This window comes from Winogradskyella litoriviva, assembly GCF_013249065.1.
In the GTDB taxonomy this organism is placed as follows: Bacteria; Bacteroidota; Bacteroidia; order Flavobacteriales; family Flavobacteriaceae; genus Winogradskyella; species Winogradskyella litoriviva.
Window position 1 is genome coordinate 236,161 of record NZ_JABRWQ010000001.1, and the last position, 19,269, is coordinate 255,429.

Annotated in this window: 11 protein-coding genes; 3 read left to right on the forward strand and 8 right to left on the reverse strand. The window is 33.6% G+C overall.

Annotation, left to right across the window (positions count from 1 at the left end; translation table 11 throughout):
* Nucleotides 1–15 precede the first annotated feature (15 nt).
* The 8 genes from HNV10_RS00965 to HNV10_RS01000 form a co-directional block, all read right to left on the reverse strand.
* Nucleotides 16–1,896: an alpha-amylase family glycosyl hydrolase gene (locus tag HNV10_RS00965; RefSeq protein WP_173299463.1), complete on the reverse strand. Its 1,881-nt coding sequence runs from the start codon at nucleotides 1,894–1,896 to the stop codon at nucleotides 16–18.
* Nucleotides 1,897–1,901: 5 nt separating this feature from the next.
* A complete protein-coding gene (locus tag HNV10_RS00970) occupies nucleotides 1,902–4,289 on the reverse strand; it encodes a TIM-barrel domain-containing protein (protein WP_173299464.1) in 2,388 nt (795 codons plus the stop codon).
* A 28-nt stretch (nucleotides 4,290–4,317) separates the two neighbouring features.
* A complete protein-coding gene (locus HNV10_RS00975; RefSeq protein WP_173299465.1) occupies nucleotides 4,318–5,331 on the reverse strand; it encodes an alpha/beta hydrolase in 1,014 nt (337 codons plus the stop codon).
* A 1-nt stretch (nucleotide 5,332) separates the two neighbouring features.
* Nucleotides 5,333–7,276: a glycoside hydrolase family 13 protein gene (locus HNV10_RS00980; RefSeq protein WP_173299466.1), complete on the reverse strand. Its 1,944-nt coding sequence runs from the start codon at nucleotides 7,274–7,276 to the stop codon at nucleotides 5,333–5,335.
* 133 nt (nucleotides 7,277–7,409) lie between these two features.
* Nucleotides 7,410–9,716 carry a glycoside hydrolase family 65 protein gene (locus HNV10_RS00985; RefSeq protein ID WP_173299467.1) on the reverse strand — a complete coding sequence of 769 codons (2,307 nt, stop codon included), beginning with the start codon at nucleotides 9,714–9,716 and terminating at the stop codon, nucleotides 7,410–7,412.
* A 45-nt stretch (nucleotides 9,717–9,761) separates the two neighbouring features.
* Nucleotides 9,762–10,418: a beta-phosphoglucomutase gene (gene pgmB, locus HNV10_RS00990; RefSeq protein WP_173299468.1), complete on the reverse strand. Its 657-nt coding sequence runs from the start codon at nucleotides 10,416–10,418 to the stop codon at nucleotides 9,762–9,764.
* 5 nt (nucleotides 10,419–10,423) lie between these two features.
* Nucleotides 10,424–11,782: an MFS transporter gene (locus HNV10_RS00995; RefSeq protein WP_173299469.1), complete on the reverse strand. Its 1,359-nt coding sequence runs from the start codon at nucleotides 11,780–11,782 to the stop codon at nucleotides 10,424–10,426.
* Between the two features lie 129 nt (nucleotides 11,783–11,911).
* Nucleotides 11,912–12,958 (reverse strand): LacI family DNA-binding transcriptional regulator, encoded by a 1,047-nt coding sequence (locus HNV10_RS01000; RefSeq protein WP_173299470.1) that lies wholly within the window; start codon nucleotides 12,956–12,958, stop codon nucleotides 11,912–11,914.
* A gap of 270 nt (nucleotides 12,959–13,228) precedes the next feature.
* Here HNV10_RS01000 and HNV10_RS01005 point away from each other — a divergent pair, with 270 nt between their 5' ends.
* From HNV10_RS01005 to HNV10_RS01015, 3 genes are read left to right on the forward strand one after another with little or no spacing between them, the layout of a single operon-like run.
* A complete protein-coding gene (locus HNV10_RS01005; protein WP_173299471.1) occupies nucleotides 13,229–16,309 on the forward strand; it encodes a SusC/RagA family TonB-linked outer membrane protein in 3,081 nt (1,026 codons plus the stop codon).
* 10 nt (nucleotides 16,310–16,319) lie between these two features.
* Nucleotides 16,320–17,876, forward strand: a complete 1,557-nt coding sequence (locus HNV10_RS01010) for a RagB/SusD family nutrient uptake outer membrane protein (RefSeq protein WP_173299472.1) — start codon at nucleotides 16,320–16,322, stop codon at nucleotides 17,874–17,876.
* 19 nt (nucleotides 17,877–17,895) lie between these two features.
* Complete coding sequence (locus HNV10_RS01015; protein WP_173299473.1) at nucleotides 17,896–19,251, forward strand: SusE domain-containing protein; 1,356 nt, start codon at nucleotides 17,896–17,898, stop codon at nucleotides 19,249–19,251.
* Nucleotides 19,252–19,269 lie beyond the last annotated feature (18 nt).

Below are 19,269 nucleotides of genomic sequence, written 5' to 3' on the forward strand. Positions count from 1 at the left end.
CAGGACAGCGTAGTGCTAATTAATTTTTAAAATAAATGACTCTAATGGTTTGATATCTATTCTGACCTCAGCTTTACCATTTTCAACTTTTAAAGTTGAAGTATAAGTTTTATACAATTGGTCTTTTACTTGGTATTCACCATCTTTAAGTTCTAATTTCTGAACTAAATCTTCTGGTAACTGCAACTCAAAACCATAAGTATTATCTGCATTAAAGTTTGAAATAATGATTAATTTTTCATCGTCACTCCAACGTACAAAAGACAACACTTTATCATTATACCATTCTGTGTTTTGGTGATTGTAATGCTGAATATCTTGATAGTCTCCCATTAAAGCCGAACTATTGATTGTGAAGTTCAGTAAGCGTTTATAGAAATCACGAAGTGCTTTTTCATCCGCTGTGGACTGACCACCATCAAACTTTTTATTGTTTACCCAACGCACCATACTTGGCACTGAACCATAATCGAAAATAGAGGTTCGGCTTGGGTCTCCAAAACCTAAATCTTCTGCTCCTGGCTCACCAAATTCTTGACCAAAATAAATCATGGTTGGTGCTGTAGAAGATGTTGCAGAAACTACCATTGCTGGTTTTCCTTTTATTGCACTACCAGCAAATTCTGGACTCGCAATACGTTGCTCATCATGGTTTTCTAAAAAGTGAAGCATATGATGCTCAATATCGCCTAAATCACTTAAAATTGGTGGAATATTATCTGTGCTTCCGTGACCTTGCATGACGTGTTTAAGTGTATCATAAAGTTGAACTTTATCATATAAATAATCCATTTTTCCTCGTTTAATATAATCTCTATATAAACTTGGGTTATAAACCTCAGCTAATAAAAAAGCCTCTGGATTTTTCATTTTAATATGCGAATTCATATAACTCCAGAACTCAACAGGTACCATTTCTGCCATATCGTAACGGAAACCATCAACGCCTTTTGCTGTCCAATATAAAGCGATATCCTTAAATTTTATCCAAGAACTTGGCACGGTTTTATCTTTCCAAAACTCAAAGTGTTTTTTATAATCTTCATTATCAAATCCATCTGGCAATTCATCAAAATCTTTTCTACCGTCTGGACTGATTCCGTAGTTAACTTTTACAGTTTCATACCAATCATTCATATCTGGTTGCGATGCTCTAGAACCGTTTCCTGTCCATTTTGCAGGAATTTCTTCAAACTTACTATCTGCTAAATCTGTTTTTTCTCCTCCTAGAGGTTGGTAGCCATTTTTCCATTCTGGCACTTTAAACGCTTCACCTGGATTGTAATAAAAGTTATTGTTAACGTCGTAGGTTTTTATTTTATCATCTTCTGCTCCAAAATCTGAAGCACCTTTTGGATTTGACAAACTTTGGTAATTACGTGCGACGTGATTTGGCACAATATCAATAATCACTTTTAAGCCTGCTTTATGAGAACGCTCAATTAACGCTTCAAATTCTTCTAACCTGTTGTCTACATTAACGGCTAAATCTGGATTAACATTATAATAATCCTTAACAGCATATGGTGAACCAGCTCTTCCTTTTACAATATCTGGATCGTCATTAGAAATACCATATTTAGTATAATCCGTAATCACATCGTGATGTGGAACTCCTGTATACCAAATATGCGTTACGCCTAAATCTTTAATTTCATTTAAAGCTAAATCCGTGAAATCATTAAATTTTCCGACACCATTTTCTTCAAGTGTTCCCCAAGGTTTATTGGTAGTATTTGTATTTCCGAAGAGTCTTGTAAAGACTTGATATACGACTTCTTTTTTCTTCATTTGGGTTTTAATTTCTTGTTTTTGTATAGGCTCTTTGGTCTCGTTTTTACATCCAAAATAACTTAAGACAACCAATAGTATTGTAATGCTTTTAATCTTTTTCATTTGGATTAATTTTTAATTTTTATCGTAATTACTGAAGTTTCACCTGTATTTCTTTCAATAGGAATTCGAGCTGTTTTTGAAGTTTCAGACCAATCAAAAGCGTCATGTCTCCCAACAGTAATTCGTTTTGGTTTATGTTTTAATCCATGAATTGTTAAATAAAAAACACGTGATTTAGGACTAAAATTCGTTCCTATTTTATCTGTGATTTTAAATTCTAATTTAGAACCTCTAGTGGTCATTTCAAAATTTAAAACCTCAAAATCTTTATTTTTTATTGCTTTCGCAGAGTTACCGTCATCACTATAAATTTGTCTCTTGGATGTTAACACAGAAGAGTCGTGATAGTAATCAATTTTATAGTGTGTATCTTCAAACTCTTCTGTTGTTTGAACCACATTTGTATTTGGAATAAATGCACCAGCTCTTACATAAGTAGGAATTGAACTTTCATTCAATTTTACCGTTTTTGTTTGTCCTCCTTTTATCTTTTCATCGGTGTAGTAATCGAACCAAACATTATCATCTGGAAAATAAACGTCTTGTTCTGTAATTTCTGCTTCTAAAACTGGTGATACCAAAATGTCATTTCCCCATAAATAAGTTTTTGAGTAATTGAACAAATCTGCATTATCCGATTCTTCAAAAAACAATGGTCGCATTAACGGCTTTCCAAATTGGTTGTTTTCATAAACCAAATTGTAATTATATGGTAATAATTTATAACGTAATTCAATAGCTTGTTTAGCTAATGCTTTCGCTTTTTCGCTTCTAAAAATGGGTTCACTTGGCACGTCTTCTTGTGCATGAGGTCTATAAATTGGATTAAAAACGCCATATTGCAACCATCGCACATATAATTCATCATCTAAATTTGCACCTGCAAAACCACCTAAATCACTATGCATGTATGCTAATCCTTGAATTCCCATTTGTAATGCAATCTCTGGTTGACTTTGTAATCCTCCCCAAGTTCTGTTAACATCTCCAGACCATGGAATCATACCATAACGTTGCGAGCCAGAGTAACCAGCACGCATTAAAATAAAGGGTCTTGTATCTGGGAAATCGCGCTTGTAGCCTTCAAAAATCAATCGTGCCCAATCATGTCCATATATATTATGAACTTCATTTGCGCTACCTGTTTTATGCTGTACCCAATCTGGATGTACTTCTGGTTCTCCTAAATCTCCCCAAATACCTGCAACACCTTTATTCGCTAAATCTTTATAGATGTTCCAAAACCATTTTTCGCCATCAGGATTGTATATATCTATGAGTCCTGTGTTGCCAAAATAGAAGTCGTATTTCGCCGGATTCCCAACAGAGTCTTTTGCCAGAATCTTTTTCTCAACCGCTTCATCCCATTTCTTAGATGTCGTTAAGATAAAAGGCTCTGTAATGGTAATCGTTTTTACTCCTTTATCATTGAGACGTTTTACCATGCCTTCAAAATCTGGAAAAGAATCTCTAAAGACTTCTAAATTTCCCATGGTTCCTTTTAGTTCTTTTCCGAACCAATATAAATCTAGAATTATAGCATCAACCGGAATTTTTTCATCATTAAATTTAGCTATGGTTTCTTCAACTTCTTGCTGAGAATGATACCCAAAACGGCTAGAAAAGTTACCCAAAGCCCAACGTGGCAGCATTGGTTGCTTTCCGGTTAAATCGGTATAAACATCCATCATATCTAACCAAGAATCACCAACAATGACTTGGTAGGTTTTTCGGCCTGAGATGGTTTCATATTTTAATGAATTATCGCCTTTACTGTCTAAATCTAAAAAACCAATTGGCGCATTATCAAAATGCAACATGTACTGTTTGGAAGACACTACAATTGGCATGGTGAAATTCATCAGTTCGCTATGTGTTTCGTAACCATAATGTGCTCTGTTGTATAATTGTAGTCGATTGCCACGACGATTCATTCCTAATGCTCTTGCGCCTCCACCATATAAAACTTCATCTTTTGTAAGATTGAAATCTATAGTTTCTAAACTGTCAGTTTTTACATAACCTTCCTTTTCTGAAACAATAAATTTGTCTTTATAATAATATGAAATTTGAAAAGGGCTTTTAGTAATACTTACATAAAGCCCTTTTGTTTTTAATAGAATATCATTTCCTCTATCTGTCATTTCAAAATAAGAATTGTATGGTTTAGCCACTACAGCATGTGATTCTACTTTAAAATATTCGCCTGTTGGTACAAAGGTAGTTTCAATAATATTTGATGAATATGGTTTTATTAAATAATAGCCATCGTTAACTTCAATCTTTAAATCTAAACCTTGTTTTACTGCACTTTTAAAAACACGGTTAGAGTTTTGGGCAGATAAAAACGCAAATGAAAAGAGGGCTGCTATAAATAAATTAATGTTTTTCATTTTTAAATTTTAGAAGTCTAAATGGTTATTAAAATCCTACATTAGGCTTGTTGTTTCGATGCTTACTATTTTGTAATAAAAATACTAATGGCTGGTCTAATCTTTTATTCCAAGAGTTTTCTGAATGGTCAGTCCCTTCAAAAAATAAGTTTTTAGAATCAGAACTTGTATAACCTTTAGCTTTTAAAATCTCATCTACTCTTGGTGCATATTGCGGATAATATTGATCTAAGGTTTCATTACCATAATCAAAATACAATTTATGCTCACCAGCTTTTGGTAAATTAGCGTCCATGTATTTAAAAATTCCTATTGGATACGGATTATTTTCCGTTGGCATTGCTCCTGGCCAATGTGTTGATAAACAAGCTGCACCTCCAAAGACGTCTGGATACTCAGAAATGGCATACATAGACATTAAGCCTCCCATACTTGAGCCCATGACAAACGTATTTTCCTTGTCTGTATAAACGGAATACTTTTTATCTATTTCTGGCTTTAATTCCTCGATGATAAACTTTAAATAATTATCACCGTTGAGTTTAAAATCCTTTGAACCTGAAAGGTCTTTTAAGCTATCTTTAGTAGCTTCGTTTATATAATTAAATGCTTTTTGAGGAAATAAATCTTGCCAACGAAGTTCTGCTATATTATGAACTGCAACAACTATAAAGTCTTCAGTTTTTTCTTCTTCCATTAATTGGCTTGCCCATTCATCTACTTTCCATTCTTGTTTGTTCCAAGTAGTTAATGAATCGAATAACATTTGGCCATCATGCATATATAATACATTGTATTTTTTGCTTTCTATATAGCTTTCTGGTAACCAAACATCGACTGGTCTTGGAACAATATAGTTGGATGGAAAACTATCAATTCTATGAACTTCGCCTTTGAAGAGTGTTGCACTTTTTAAATGTTGAAAGTTTAATGGCGCAACATTTGTTTCTGTTTCATCTGTATTTGGTTCTTCTGTTTTTGATTCATTTTTACATGAAAACATAAATAAACTAACACATAATACCAGTAAAATAGTTCTCATATTATTGCGTTTTTGTAGTTAAAATTGTACTGCCTTTTTCATTTAAAGTCATACTAGTATTCCAAATTAGCGTTTCCTTTGAAATAATATTAGTCAGTGTTTTACCACTTAAACCTAACTCTTCAAATCTTGATAATTCTAATTCTTGAGCTTCTTTATTTTTATTAATAATATGCACAACTGTTTCATTATCAACAATTCTTGCTAAGATATAAATTCCATCTTTAGGTGCAAAATGAAGTGTTTTACCGTTATGTAAAGCTTCGCTGGTTTTTCTATAATTCAATATTTTAGTTAAAAACAACTGCATGTCTTTTTGAGTGTCAGAAAGGCCTTCTCCTGTAAATGCATTAACACTATCACCTTGCCAACCTCCAGGGAAATCTGTTCTTATTAATCCATGGTCTCCAGGCTTTTCAAAATCGTCCATTAGAATTTCTGTACCGTAATAAATTTGCGGTATTCTTGGCATCATTAAAAGGTAACTTAAAGCCATTTTAGTATTTACAACATCGCCTTTTAGTTGTGTAAAAACACGACTCATATCATGGTTATCTGTAAACGCCATAATATCTTTTGGTGATGTATACGCAAAGTCGTTAGCTAAACCTTCGTACATTTTAACCAAACCTTTATCCCAAGATTCCTCTTCATTTAAAGCATCACTAATGTTTTTTTGCATGGCAAAATCCATACTCGATTTTAAATTAGAATCGTATTTATCATTGTTTTCATGGCCTTCTTGCCAATACCCAATTAACAACGGATTGTAACTCCACTCTTCTCCAACAATTGAAAAGTTTGGATACTCGCTCATAATGGCTCCTGCCCAATTACTCATAAAAGCCTTGTCTGGATATGGATATGTATCTTGTCTAATACCACCTAATCCTAAAGTTTCAATCCACCAAATACTATTCTGCGTAATATAATTTGCCATAAAAGGATTACGCTGATTTAAATCTGGCATACTAGAAACAAACCAACCATCTGCCATTTCTAAGTAATCGTTTTTAGAAGCGTAAGGGTCTTGGTTTGTCGTTCTTCTATGGTTAGACGTTTTTGTTGTTTTCCAATCCCAATTGTCTTTATTTTCTTCATAAAGTTCTTGGTAGTTTACCCAATCTTTAAACGGTAAATCTTTCATCCACCAATGTTCTAAACCACAATGATTAGCAACTTGGTCCATAATCAATTTCATGTCTCTAGTTCTTAGATTATTGGCTAATTCTTTATAATCTTTTAAGGTACCAAAACGAGGGTCTACTTTGTAGAAATCTGTCATGGCATAACCATGATACGAGCCACTTGGCATGTCATTTATTAAAACAGGGCATGGCCAAACAGCCGTAAACCCAAGATTTTCAATATAATCTAAATGGTTAGTTATGCCTTCTAAATCTCCGCCATGTCTGGCATAACCATCAGTTCTATCTATGCCTTGTTGAAGTAATCCTTCTACTACATCATTTTTTGGATTCGCATTTGCAAAACGGTCTGGTGTAATAAGATAAATAGCATCAGAGCTATCAAAACCAATGTAATCTTCAGCTGGTTTTTCTCGTGATTTTAACTCGTAAGTTTGAATTAATTCTGAAGCATCTTCAAGCTGAAATCTAATATTGAATTGTCCTGCTTTTGCCGTTTCGGAAATCTCTAAATCTAAGAACAGATAATTTGGGCTATCTGCCTTATGAACTTCCGCTATTCTAACTCCTGAATAATTAATTTTTGGTATTGCACTGCCAATATTTGGATGCTTTACCAGTAATTGTAATTTTTGATTTTTAAAACCTGTCCACCAATGAGGTGGCTCAACTTTTTCAATATCGTTTTGGATTTCAGCTACAGGTTCTGAAACTACGCTTTCCTTAGATGTGGTTTCCTGGCATGAAAACACAGTTACAACTAGAAGCGTTATTAGAATTAGTTTTAGTGTTTTCATTGTAATTTATTTTAAAAATGAAACAAGTCGGTAGTAATCTTAAACAAATACCTACAAGGTTTTTGAAACCTTGCAGGATATTCAATTCATATTTTAGACCTGCTAGGTTTTAAAACCTGCTAGGTCTTCTAAATTATACAGTAACCCTATTATTAGGACTAATTGAAACTTCTTTTCCATCTACATAAATGGTTAAGTCTTTATCACCTTCTAATATAAATTGTGTTTCGTTTTGACTAACACTTACAGTGATAATTTGATGTCTAAAGTTCACTTTAAACGAATAGCCTTCCCATTGATTAGGTATTTTAGGCTCAAAAGATAAGGTGTCATTTTTAACACGCATACCACCAAAACCTTCAACAATACTCATCCAAGTACCAGCCATTGAGGTAATGTGTAAACCTTCGTGAACCTCGTGATTATAATCATCTAAATCTAAACGCGATGTTCTTAAATAAAACGTATACGCTTGGTCCATTCTGTCTAATTTTGCAGCTTGAATACTGTGTACACATGGCGACAATGAACTTTCATGAACCGTGAATGGTTCGTAAAAATCGAAATGACGTTCTAATTCTTCAGTCGTAAATTTATCTTCAAAGAAATACATCCCTTGTAATAAATCTGCTTGCTTAATATATGGTGAACGTAAAATTCTATCCCAAGACCATTTTTGATTAATTGGTCGTTGTGATTGGTCTAAGTCTGCAACTGTAATTAATTCTTTATCTAAAAAACCATCTTGTTGAAGATATACATTTTCTTCTTCAGAATATGGAAAATACATATTGTCTGCCACTTTTTTCCAAAGTGCTAACTCTTCATGTGAAATCTTTGTTTTACCAGAGATTCTTTCAAAATCGTTACTATGACCTTCTTTTACTTTTTCAATTGTTTCCAATGTATAATCGATACACCATTTAGCAATGTAGTTAGTGTACCAATTGTTATTTACATTGTTTTCGTACTCATTAGGACCAGTTACACCAAGAATAACATATTTGTTTTTATTGGTAGAGAAGTTAGCTCTTTGATGCCAAAAACGTGCAATACCGATTAAAACTTCGAGTCCCATTTCTGGTATATAACTAAAATCGCCAGTATATCTGTAATAGTTAAAAATGGCAAACGCAATGGCGCCATTTCTATGAATTTCTTCAAAAGTAATTTCCCATTCGTTATGGCATTCTTCACCATTCATAGTAACCATAGGATACAATGCAGCTCCGTTTTTAAATCCTAATTTCTCAGCATTTTCAATGGCTTTTTCTAAATGTTTATACCTGTAAGTCAAAAGGTTTCTGGCCACTTCTTGGTCTTTAGTTGCCATATAAAAAGGAATACAATACGCTTCAGTATCCCAATAGGTACTTCCTCCATATTTCTCTCCTGTAAATCCTTTTGGTCCTATATTTAAAGTTGCATCTGTACCTGAATACGTTTGGTTAAGATGAAAAATATTAAAACGTATACCTTGTTGTGCTTTTACATCGCCTTCTATGGTAATGTCTGCCATATCCCAAATTTTAGCCCAAGCCTGCTTTTGGTTTTCTAATAATTGTGCAAAACCTGCAGTTGTTGCTTTACTTAAAGTGGACTTAGCAGCCTCAACTAATTCATTTTTATTATGATCTCTATCTACCGTATAACCACCAAATTTATGAATGGTAAACGTTTCATTTTGATTGATTGAAGTTTTATAAATAAAACTGATTTTGTTATCCGTTTTTTCAACTTGAGGTTGTAAACCAATATTTTGATTATTAATAAAACACTCGGATTGCATGAAGGTACACGTATGAAAATTTGTTTTCATAGTTTGCGCTTCTATAAAAGCCTGATTATTTTCAACTGTTAAATTTGAAATATTCCAAAAAGCGTCATCCCAATTGGAATCCTCATTAGTTATACCTGCATCTATATATGGTGTAATAACTAAATCTACATTAGAATTTAACGGTGTTACAGCATATTCAATGGCACCAACTTCATCCAAGCCTAAGCTTAAAAAACGTTTGGTTTCAATTTGTAATTCTAAATTATTTTTAAGTGTTACTTTAAACCTTCTAGACAGCCAACCTTCTTTCATATTCAATTCCCTACCGAAATTTTCTACTTTTTTACAAGTAAATAAATCGAGTTGTTCATTGTTGACATTGATATCTATACCTATCCAGCTAGGTGCATTTAAAACTTTGGCAAAGTATTCTGGGTAACCATTTTTCCACCAACCTACTCGGGTTTTGTCTGGATAGTAAACTCCGGCAATATAACTACCCTGAAAAGTGGGGCCTGAGTAGTGTTCTTCAAAATTAGCACGTTGTCCCATGGCACCATTTCCGATGCTAAATAAACTTTCTGATGCTTTAACCTGATCTGGGTCGAATCCTTCTTCTAAGATAGACCAATTATTTGGGATGATATAATCTAGGTTCATTATAATATTATTTAAAAGTCTCTAATTGAGACGTCTTACTTCTTTTTAATTTTCTATTAAAGATTTTATAAAATCATCTGAGATTTCAGTAAAATCATTGAATACATATTTTGCGTGCCCTAGAACCTCTTTACTACCAATACCAATAGATATCATATTAGCTGTATTAGCCGCTTCAACACCTGCAACTGAATCTTCAAAAACAATACAGTCCTCTGGTTTTATATTAATTTGTTTTGCAGCAATTAAAAATACTTCTGGGTCTGGTTTGGCTTTTGTAACGTCATTACCATCTACTATAGCATTAAAATCTGACATTATATTAACACGCTCTAAAATTGTTCTGGCATTTTTACTTGCAGAACCTAATGAAATAGGCTGTTTTTGTTCTTTTAAAAAATTTAAAACTCGTGGCACATCTGGTAAAATTTCACTCTTATCCATTTCAGCTATATAGCCCAAATATTCTTCGTTCTTTTTACCCATAAGTTCATTAAACAATTCTTGCGATATGGTTTTATTACCCCAAGCCAATATTTTTTCTAGAGAACGAACACGGCTAACACCTTTTAATTGTTCGTTTTCTTCTTCTGTGAAGTTAATATCTAAACCTTGAGCTAATTTTTGCCAAGCTTTAAAGTGATATTTTGCAGTATCTACAATGACACCATCTAAATCGAATATAAATCCTTTTTTGTTCATTTTTACTAATTTTGAACAACGTCATCGACGTCTTTTACTTTTGATACTAATGCTGCTGCAATTAAAAAACTTATGCCGCTCATAACCAAGGCGAATATGGCATGATTGTTATAAGCGTATTTTACAAGTGGTCCGCCTATTAAGGCATTAATAATTTGAGGAATTACAATGAAAAAATTAAATATTCCCATATAAACACCCATTTTTTTTGGTGAAATTGAACCAGCCAAAATTGCATAAGGCATAGCTAAAATACTAGCCCAAGCAATACCAACACCTACCATAGAGACTATTAACCAATTTTTATCTGGCATAATGTAGATAGAAAGTAAACCTAATCCACCAATTATTAGAGATATAGCATGTGTGCGTTTTCTTCCAATTTTCTTTGCTATATATGGCAACGCAAATGCATAAAATGCGGATATAAGATTGTAAACTCCAAAAAGAATTCCAATCCAATCACCTGCATCTTGATATGTTGAACTGCTGCTATCCGTATACGGCAAACCATAGATATGTTGCGCAATAGCCGGAGTTGCAAAAACCCACATACCAAAAAGTCCAAACCAAGAAAAGAATTGTACCCAACTTAATTGACGCATTGTTGTTGGCATTTTTCTGAAGTCTTCAAAAATATCGAGTAAACTAGATTCCTGCTCAGATTCATCTTTTGATAATTCTGACCCCAAATGTTCGTCTTCAAAACTATTAAGTTCTTCAGGTGAATATTCTTTTGTGGTAATTACTGTAACTAAAATTGAAATAATTAAAACAACAGCTCCAATGATAAAAGATAAAATTAAATTTTCTGGTACAATCCCAGCGTCAGTTTCATTTGAAACACCAAACCAGTTGGTTAAGGCATATGGCAACCATGAACCGATAACAGCACCAAAACCGATGAGAGCTGTTTGAATACTAAATCCTGCAGTACGTTGGTCTGTTCTTAAATTATCTCCAACTAAAGCTCTAAAAGGCTCCATGGCAATATTAAAAGAAGCATCCATAATCATTAACATTCCTGCTCCAACCCATAGTGCTGGCAAAAATGCAATAAACATATCAGCTTGAGGCATAAGCACCAAACCAATAGATGCTAAAATAGCACCAACCAAAAAATAAGGCTTTCTTCTTCCTAATTTACTCCATGTTTTATCGCTATAATGTCCAACAATTGGCTGAACAATGAGTCCCATGAGAGGTGCGATGACCCAAAACCAAGATAGTTCATGAACATCAGCTCCAAAAATTTGAAGAATTCTACTTGCGTTAGCATTTTGAAGGGCAAAACCCATCTGAATTCCGAGAAATCCAAAACTCATGTTCCAGATTTGCCAGAAACTTAATCTACGCTTTTCCATTAATAGTATATTATCGTTAATACTATTCTGACAAGCTTAGCTTATCAAAACTTATTGTGAGAAGTGAAAATATAAGTTTTGAATATGCGGCAAAGATATAAAAGTTTTTAATACAACAAGGATAAATTTCTATTTGGTAGATTCTCGCTCCACTAATTCTGTATTTATTACAACCGTTTGAAATTGTTCTTCCTCTATACTAAACTCTGATTCTATTTTATCTATTAACAAATCTGCAGCACGCTCTCCCATTAGCTGCGCATGCTGACTAACAGTGGTTAATGTCGGTGTTGAATGCTTAGATAGCACACCATCTGTAAAGCCAATAACCTGTATATCATTTGGTACATTTAAGCCCATTCTTCTTGCGACTTTCATAGCAGATAAGGCATACAATTCATTTACAGCGAATACTCCATCTATATATTTATGAGCTTTAAAAAGATGTTCAATCTCTGTTTCTAACTTTTCTAAATGTACTTCATAATCTAACGTATCATCCATTTTAAGAATGAGTTCCGCTTGTGGTGTTATTTTATTTTCTTCTAAAGCCTGCAAATAACCCTGAGTTCTTAACCTTCCGACACTTACATAATCTTTTGTTGTTATTAAGGCAATATGTTTACAATTGTTTGAGATCAATTTTTGTACAGCATTTTTAGCGCCATTAAAATCATCCACTATAACTTTATCGCATTTTATATCAGAAACTACTCTATCAAACATTACAATTGGCATACCTTGGCTCATCGTTTCATTATAGTGATGATAGTCTTGCTGAAGCAATGTTTCCTTAGACATTGATAAAATAAATCCATCTATACTACCATTAGCAAGCATTTCCATATTTATTACCTCCTTTGAAAAAGACTCATTAGATAAACCTATAATTACATTATACCCTCTTTTATTGGCCACTAATTCTACACCTCTAATGACCTTAGAAAAAAAGTGGTGCACAATTTCTGGAATAATAATCCCTATCGTATTTGTTTTCCTGTTTTTTAGACTAAGTGCAATATTGTTTGGTCTATAATTGTAAAGCTTTGCAAATGCTTGAACTTTCTGAATAGTATCTGCACTAATTTCCTTACTATTTTTTAATGCCTTTGAGACAGTAGAAATAGAAACATCTAACTCTCTAGCAATTTGTTTTAAGGTAATTTTTCTTTTCATTTTTTAGCTGTAAATATGGAACGAAGATAATTGAAAAAACAAGATGATTATTATTGATTTCCCAATTTTAATACTAAAAAGTAGAAATCCTTTATTTTTTTTATTATTTTGATAATAATTCCATTTTTATTTAAAAGTTTTTAACACGCAAACGTTTTCGTGACTTTCGTCATATTATTTAACACTCCAAACACATTAAATTTACCTAGATTTAACCCGAGAAGTGAAAATATAAATCAATTAACTAAGTAATTAACTTAAAAATAGTGTATGAAAACATTTTTAAATGCTTTACTATTCTGTCTCATTTTGCTTCCAGCAACTTTGATGGCGCAATCTACTGCGACAGGTACAGTTACAGATAAAGCAAATGCCATGCCTTTACCAGGCGTTAATGTCATTATAAAAGGTACTACCAGAGGAACTGTAACAGATTTTGATGGTAAATATTCGTTAGAAGTAAGCCAAGGTGAAGTCCTTGTTTTTTCTTATGTTGGTTACACCACTCAAGAAATTGTTTTTAATGGTCAATCTCCAATAGATGTTACCATTGTAGAAGATGCTTCACAATTAGATGAAGTAGTATTAATTGGTTATGGATCTGTAAAGAAAGAAGACGCAACAGGTTCTGTGGATGTCGTTTCATCAAAAGACTTTAATCAAGGATCAATTGTCTCTACCGATCAATTATTAAGTGGTAAAGCCGCAGGTGTAAGAATTACTACATCTGGAGGATCACCAGATGCTGCTCCAAATATTAGAATTAGAGGTGGATCATCATTAAATGCGCAGAATAGCCCATTAATTGTTATTGATGGTGTTGCCATTGGCAATGATAATCCGGCTGGTGTTTCTAACCCATTAACACTTGTTAACCCAAATGATATAGAAAGTTTTTCTATATTAAAAGATGCCTCTGCTACTGCTATTTATGGTTCTAGAGCATCAAATGGTGTAATTATTATAACTACAAAAAAGGGAACCTCAGGTGGACCTCAATATAACTTTTCTACGGATTATTCAATAAGTTCTATTGGCGACGGTTTAGATATGATGAACGGAGCCGAGTTTACACGTTTTATTCAAGAATACCATCCTAGCGAAGTTGGTAATTTAGGTGTTGCAGCAGGTTCAGTAAGCACAAGTGAAACTGTTACAAATACTTTAAACGGAAGACAAATATACAATACAAACTGGAGAGATGCTATAATAAGAACAGCAACAACATCTAACACAAACTTTAGCGCTAGAGCTAATCTTTTTGACAAAGTTCCTTTCCGTGGATCAGTAGGTTATACATATGCTGAAGGTGTTGTTAAAAATGATGATTACGAACGATTAACAATGTCTGTTAAATTAACTCCAAAATTGTTAAATGACAATTTAAAAATTGATGTAAATGCGAAAAGTATTTTTGCATTTAAAAATGCCATTGATTCAGATGGAGCTATAGGTGAAGCGTTATCTTTTGACCCTACAAAACCAGTTTATGATAATTCTGAAAGTAATAGATTTGGAGGTTATTATCTAACTTTAGATAATGATGGTGATGCCTTTAGCAGAATCACACAGTCAAACCCGTTAGCAAGATTAGAACAACGTGAAAGACCAGAAAATGTTTATCGTTTTTTAGGGAATGTTGAATTTGATTATACCATGCCTTTTTTACCAGAACTAAAAGCTGTAGTTAATTTTGGTTTAGATGCTTCTGGATCTAAAATTGAAGAACGTTTTAGTGATAATGCTTTTGAAACCTATCAATTTGAAGGTGATAATACTGATATTAACACTAATTACGTATTCAATCCAGGTCTTAATTATCTAGAAAATCAAAGAATCACTAACACTACTTTAGATGGGTATTTGCAATACACTAAATTATTAAACAATAAATTTATTGATAAATACGACTTACAAGCTGGTTATTCTTATCAGAATTTCAAAAATGATGGAAATCAAAAACGTTATCAATATAATCTAGTTTCCGGACAAAGAGAAATTGCTTTTAATGAAGCTAATCCTAATAATAGATATTACAATGTATTAAATCTTCAATCATTTTTTGCAAGAGGTAACATTAGTATTTTAGAACGCTATTTATTTACTGCTTCAATTAGAGCTGATGGTTCTTCTTTATTTACAGAAGATAATCGTTGGGGTTATTTCCCAGCTGCCGCATTAGCATGGCAAATAAATGAAGAATCGTTCTTAGCAGATTCTAAAGTAATTAACAATATGAAACTTCGATTAGGTTGGGGTGAAACTGGACAACAAGACATTACAGGTACTGTAGGTGGTTACTACCCATCAATACCATTGTTTTCTATTGGAGATTCAAATAGCCAATACTTCCCTAATTCATCTTTATATTCAGCAGAACCATTTAACCCAAATTTAACTTGGGAAAAAACAACTACTTATAACATTGGTTTAGATTTCGATTTATTTAATAATGGATTATTGTCTGGATCTTTTGACGTCTATAAAAGATACACTAGAGATTTATTGGCTGATGCTCCTGTTCCTCCTGGACAAGCATTGACTAATTCTTTTGTGGATAACATTGGAAAAACTGAAAGTGAAGGGTTTGAATTAAACCTTAATTTAACACCTATCAATAATGATAACTTAACCGTTAGTCTTGGTGGTAATTTATCTTACAACCAAACAGAAGTTACAGATTTAAATGGACTTACTGTTATTAATGCAGGCGGAACATTAAGAGGCACAGGTGCTGAGTTATTCCGTCATGCCGTTGGGGAGCCAGCTACGAGTGCTTATATCTACAAACAAGTTTATGACTCGCAAGGAAACCCAATTCCTAATGCCTTTGTAGATTTAAATGGTGATAACGAAATTAACGATAATGACAAGTATTATGCTCAAACAGCACCTAATTGGACATATGGTTTCAACCTAAATGTAAACTACAAAAATTGGGACTTAAGCTCTAGTTTTAGAGGGCAAGTTGGTGGAAACGTCTATAATTTTGCACAATTAAATTATGGATTTACTGATAGTGCAGCATTCTCTAGCCAAAATAATTTAACTAACGTACTTAACTTTTATGATGGCGCTGCTAATCCAGTAATAGAAAATGTTAATGGAAACATGCAGTTCTCAGATTATTATTTAGAAGACGCTACATTTTTAAGATGTGATAATATAGCATTAGGTTACCGTTTCAATGAATTAATAAAAGATGGTTCTTTTAGATTATATGCTGCCGTTACAAACCCATTCTTAATCACGGATTATAGTGGAGAAGATCCTGAAAACTTTGGAGGTATTGATAGAAACTTTTATCCAAGACCTACTGTTTATACTTTAGGTGTTAATATAGATTTTTAAAAAAAGAATTATGAAAAAAATATTTTTAATTTTATTGAGTATTGCCACATTTGGTATGTACACATCTTGTGTAGATGATTTAGATACCAAACCAATAACTGAACTTTCTTTAGAAGAGTTATTAGCTTCAGACCCAAATGCAGTTGAAGGCTTAGTATCAAGACTTTACTCAACTTTCGCATTAACAGGACCTAGTGGACCTGGAAGCTCAGATATTGATAGTCCTGATCCAGGTGAGAGTGCATTTTTAAGAGCAATCATCAACTTACAAGACTTTACTGCTGATGCAATGAAGAATAGATGGGGAGATGATGGTTTAGATCAATTAACTACAACCTCTGATTGGGATCGTAATAACAAGTTCTTTAAATTATTTTATGATAGAGCTTATTATACAATACCACAATGTAATAACTTCTTACAGGCACTAGATGTCGCAGATTTCCCAGATGAAGAAAATATTATTGCCGAAACTCGTTTTTTAAGAGCGTTAGCTTATTACAATATTATTGATGTATTTGGTAAGGGTGTATTAGCTACTGAAGTAAACTTTGGACAAACTCAACCTTTACCAGAAGCTTCTAGAATAGAGCTGTTTAACTACGTAGAATCAGAACTTTTAGCTATTGAACCTGTAATTAGAACAACATCTAGTTATGGTAGAGCTAATACATATGTTGTAGATATGCTTTTAGCTAAATTATATATCAACGCAGAAGTTTATACAGGTACTCCAAGATGGGACGATGCCGCAACATACGTGAAGAAAGTAATCAATGAAGGTGGTTATTCATTAGACTCTAATTTTGTTAGAATCTTCTCTTCAGATAATAACAGTTCACCTGAAATAATATTTCCGTTGTTAGCAGAATCTTTAACAAGTCAGAGTTATGGTAACACCACTTATATAGTTAACGGAAGCTTAAGTTCTGACACTATGCCGTTAGCGCAATTTGGTGCAACAGATGGATGGACAGGTCACAGAGCTTCTAAAGGATGGTACGGTTTGTTTGGCAATAGTGCTGAAGACCTAAGCGCGTCAAGTGATGTAAGAGCAAGTTTATTTTGGACTACAGGTCACAACTTTGAAATGAGTGATTATAGAGAATGGACTGATGGTTTCCCATCTATTAAATTTAGAAATACAGCTTCTGACGGAAGTGGTAGTCCTGTAGCTTTTTCAGCAACAGATTTTCCATTCTATCGTTTATCTGATGCTTATTTAATGTATGCCGAGCTTGCTATTAGAGGAGCGGCTGGCACATCTATGAGTGATGCATTAACTTATGTTAATGATGTCCGTACAAGATCCAATGCCGATGCAATTGGGACGTCTGATTTAACTTTAGATTTCATCTTAGATGAACGTGCTAGAGAACTAAATTTAGAAGGAATGAGACGAAGTGATTTAATTCGTTTTAACAAATTTACAGGAGGAAGCTATATCTGGCCTTGGAAAGGCGGAACTGCAAGTGGATCATCAATATCTAATGACTACAAATTGTTCCCTATTCCAGCGACGGCTCTACAAGCTAATCCAAACTTAACACAAAATCCAGGATACTAATACACTAAAATAAACGATGATGAAAAAATTAAAATTTATACTACTAACATTTATCACAGTTGTAAGTTTTTCAGCTTGTGAAACTGATGATGATTTAGAATTTGTGGCTAATGAGGCTGAGGGCATTGCTTTTAATACCTCTTTTTTAGAAAACTACGTTTTAAACTCATCTGTACAAAGTAATCTTGCTGAGCGTTTTACTTGGGACGATGCAGATTTTGGAGTTCCAACAAACATCACATATTACCTTCAAGGTGCAACTACATCAGATTTTTCTGATTACATGGCAGGTGATTTGAACGATTTAGGTTCTAATATTACAAACCCTGAAGCCAATGAAATACCAGTAACTGTTGGGCAAATGATTGCATTAGCAGAGGCGGCAGGCTTAACAAATGAACCTGGGACTAATACAGGTATGCTTTATTTTAGACTAATGGCTGTAATTGGTGATGATGGTTTACCATCTTATTCTGCAATTCAAGGACTTAATGTTGAGTTACAAGAAGAAACTACAGGTGGTGGTTCTGGTATAGAACCAGCAACTTGGGGTGTAGTAGGTTCTGGTTACAATGATTGGGGAGGAGCTGGACCAGATGGTCAGTTCTACACAACAAATGAAGCTGACGTTTTTGTTGCGTACGTAACTCTTATTGATGGTGAAATTAAATTTAGAGAGAATAACGCATGGGACAGTGACCTTGGTGACAATGATGCAGATGGCACAGTAGAAGCAGGTGGTGCTAATATTGCAGTTACTGCTGGTACCTATAAAATCACCTTAAATACCGCAGCTGCTACATACACTATGGAAGAGTTTTCTTGGGGAGTTGTAGGTTCTGGTTATAATGATTGGGGAGCTTCTCCAGATGCAAAATTCTATTACGACTACACTACTGATACCTTTAAAGTAGGTGTTCAGTTAGTTGATGGAGAAATAAAATTTAGACAAAACAATGAATGGACAACTGATTTTGGTGATACTGGAGCCGACGGAACTTTAGATGGTGGTGGTGATAATATTGCCGTATCTGCTGGTCATTATAATATTACATTAAATTTTAATGATAATACTTACACTATCGAAGCAGGTGATGTTTGGGGTATTGTTGGTTCTGGTTACAATGATTGGGGAGCTTCTCCTGATTTCGCCTTAACTCAAGTGCAACCTGACATTTACGTTGGTGAAATAGCAACTCTTTTAGATGGTGAAATTAAATTTAGAGCTAATAATGATTGGGCTTCAGACTTTGGTGATACAGGAGCAGATGGAACTTTAGATGCAGGTGGAGATAATATTGCAGTTACTGCTGGTTTATACCGTGTACAAATGGATACTGCCAATGGAACTTATATGTTAAATAAAATTCAATAATTAGCATTATTCCCTTAT

Excerpts from the sequence above, each read along its gene's own strand:
- HNV10_RS00965 (WP_173299463.1), bottom strand. The coding sequence starts at position 1,896 with ATGAAAAAGATTAAAAGCATTACAATACTATTGGTTGTCTTAAGTTAT.
- HNV10_RS00970 (WP_173299464.1), bottom strand. The coding sequence starts at position 4,289 with ATGAAAAACATTAATTTATTTATAGCAGCCCTCTTTTCATTTGCGTTT.
- HNV10_RS00975 (WP_173299465.1), bottom strand. The coding sequence starts at position 5,331 with ATGAGAACTATTTTACTGGTATTATGTGTTAGTTTATTTATGTTTTCA.
- HNV10_RS00980 (WP_173299466.1), bottom strand. The coding sequence starts at position 7,276 with ATGAAAACACTAAAACTAATTCTAATAACGCTTCTAGTTGTAACTGTG.
- HNV10_RS00985 (WP_173299467.1), bottom strand. The coding sequence starts at position 9,716 with ATGAACCTAGATTATATCATCCCAAATAATTGGTCTATCTTAGAAGAA.
- pgmB (WP_173299468.1), bottom strand. The coding sequence starts at position 10,418 with ATGAACAAAAAAGGATTTATATTCGATTTAGATGGTGTCATTGTAGAT.
- HNV10_RS00995 (WP_173299469.1), bottom strand. The coding sequence starts at position 11,782 with ATGGAAAAGCGTAGATTAAGTTTCTGGCAAATCTGGAACATGAGTTTT.
- HNV10_RS01000 (WP_173299470.1), bottom strand. The coding sequence starts at position 12,958 with ATGAAAAGAAAAATTACCTTAAAACAAATTGCTAGAGAGTTAGATGTT.
- HNV10_RS01005 (WP_173299471.1), top strand. The coding sequence starts at position 13,229 with ATGAAAACATTTTTAAATGCTTTACTATTCTGTCTCATTTTGCTTCCA.
- HNV10_RS01010 (WP_173299472.1), top strand. The coding sequence starts at position 16,320 with ATGAAAAAAATATTTTTAATTTTATTGAGTATTGCCACATTTGGTATG.
- HNV10_RS01015 (WP_173299473.1), top strand. The coding sequence starts at position 17,896 with ATGAAAAAATTAAAATTTATACTACTAACATTTATCACAGTTGTAAGT.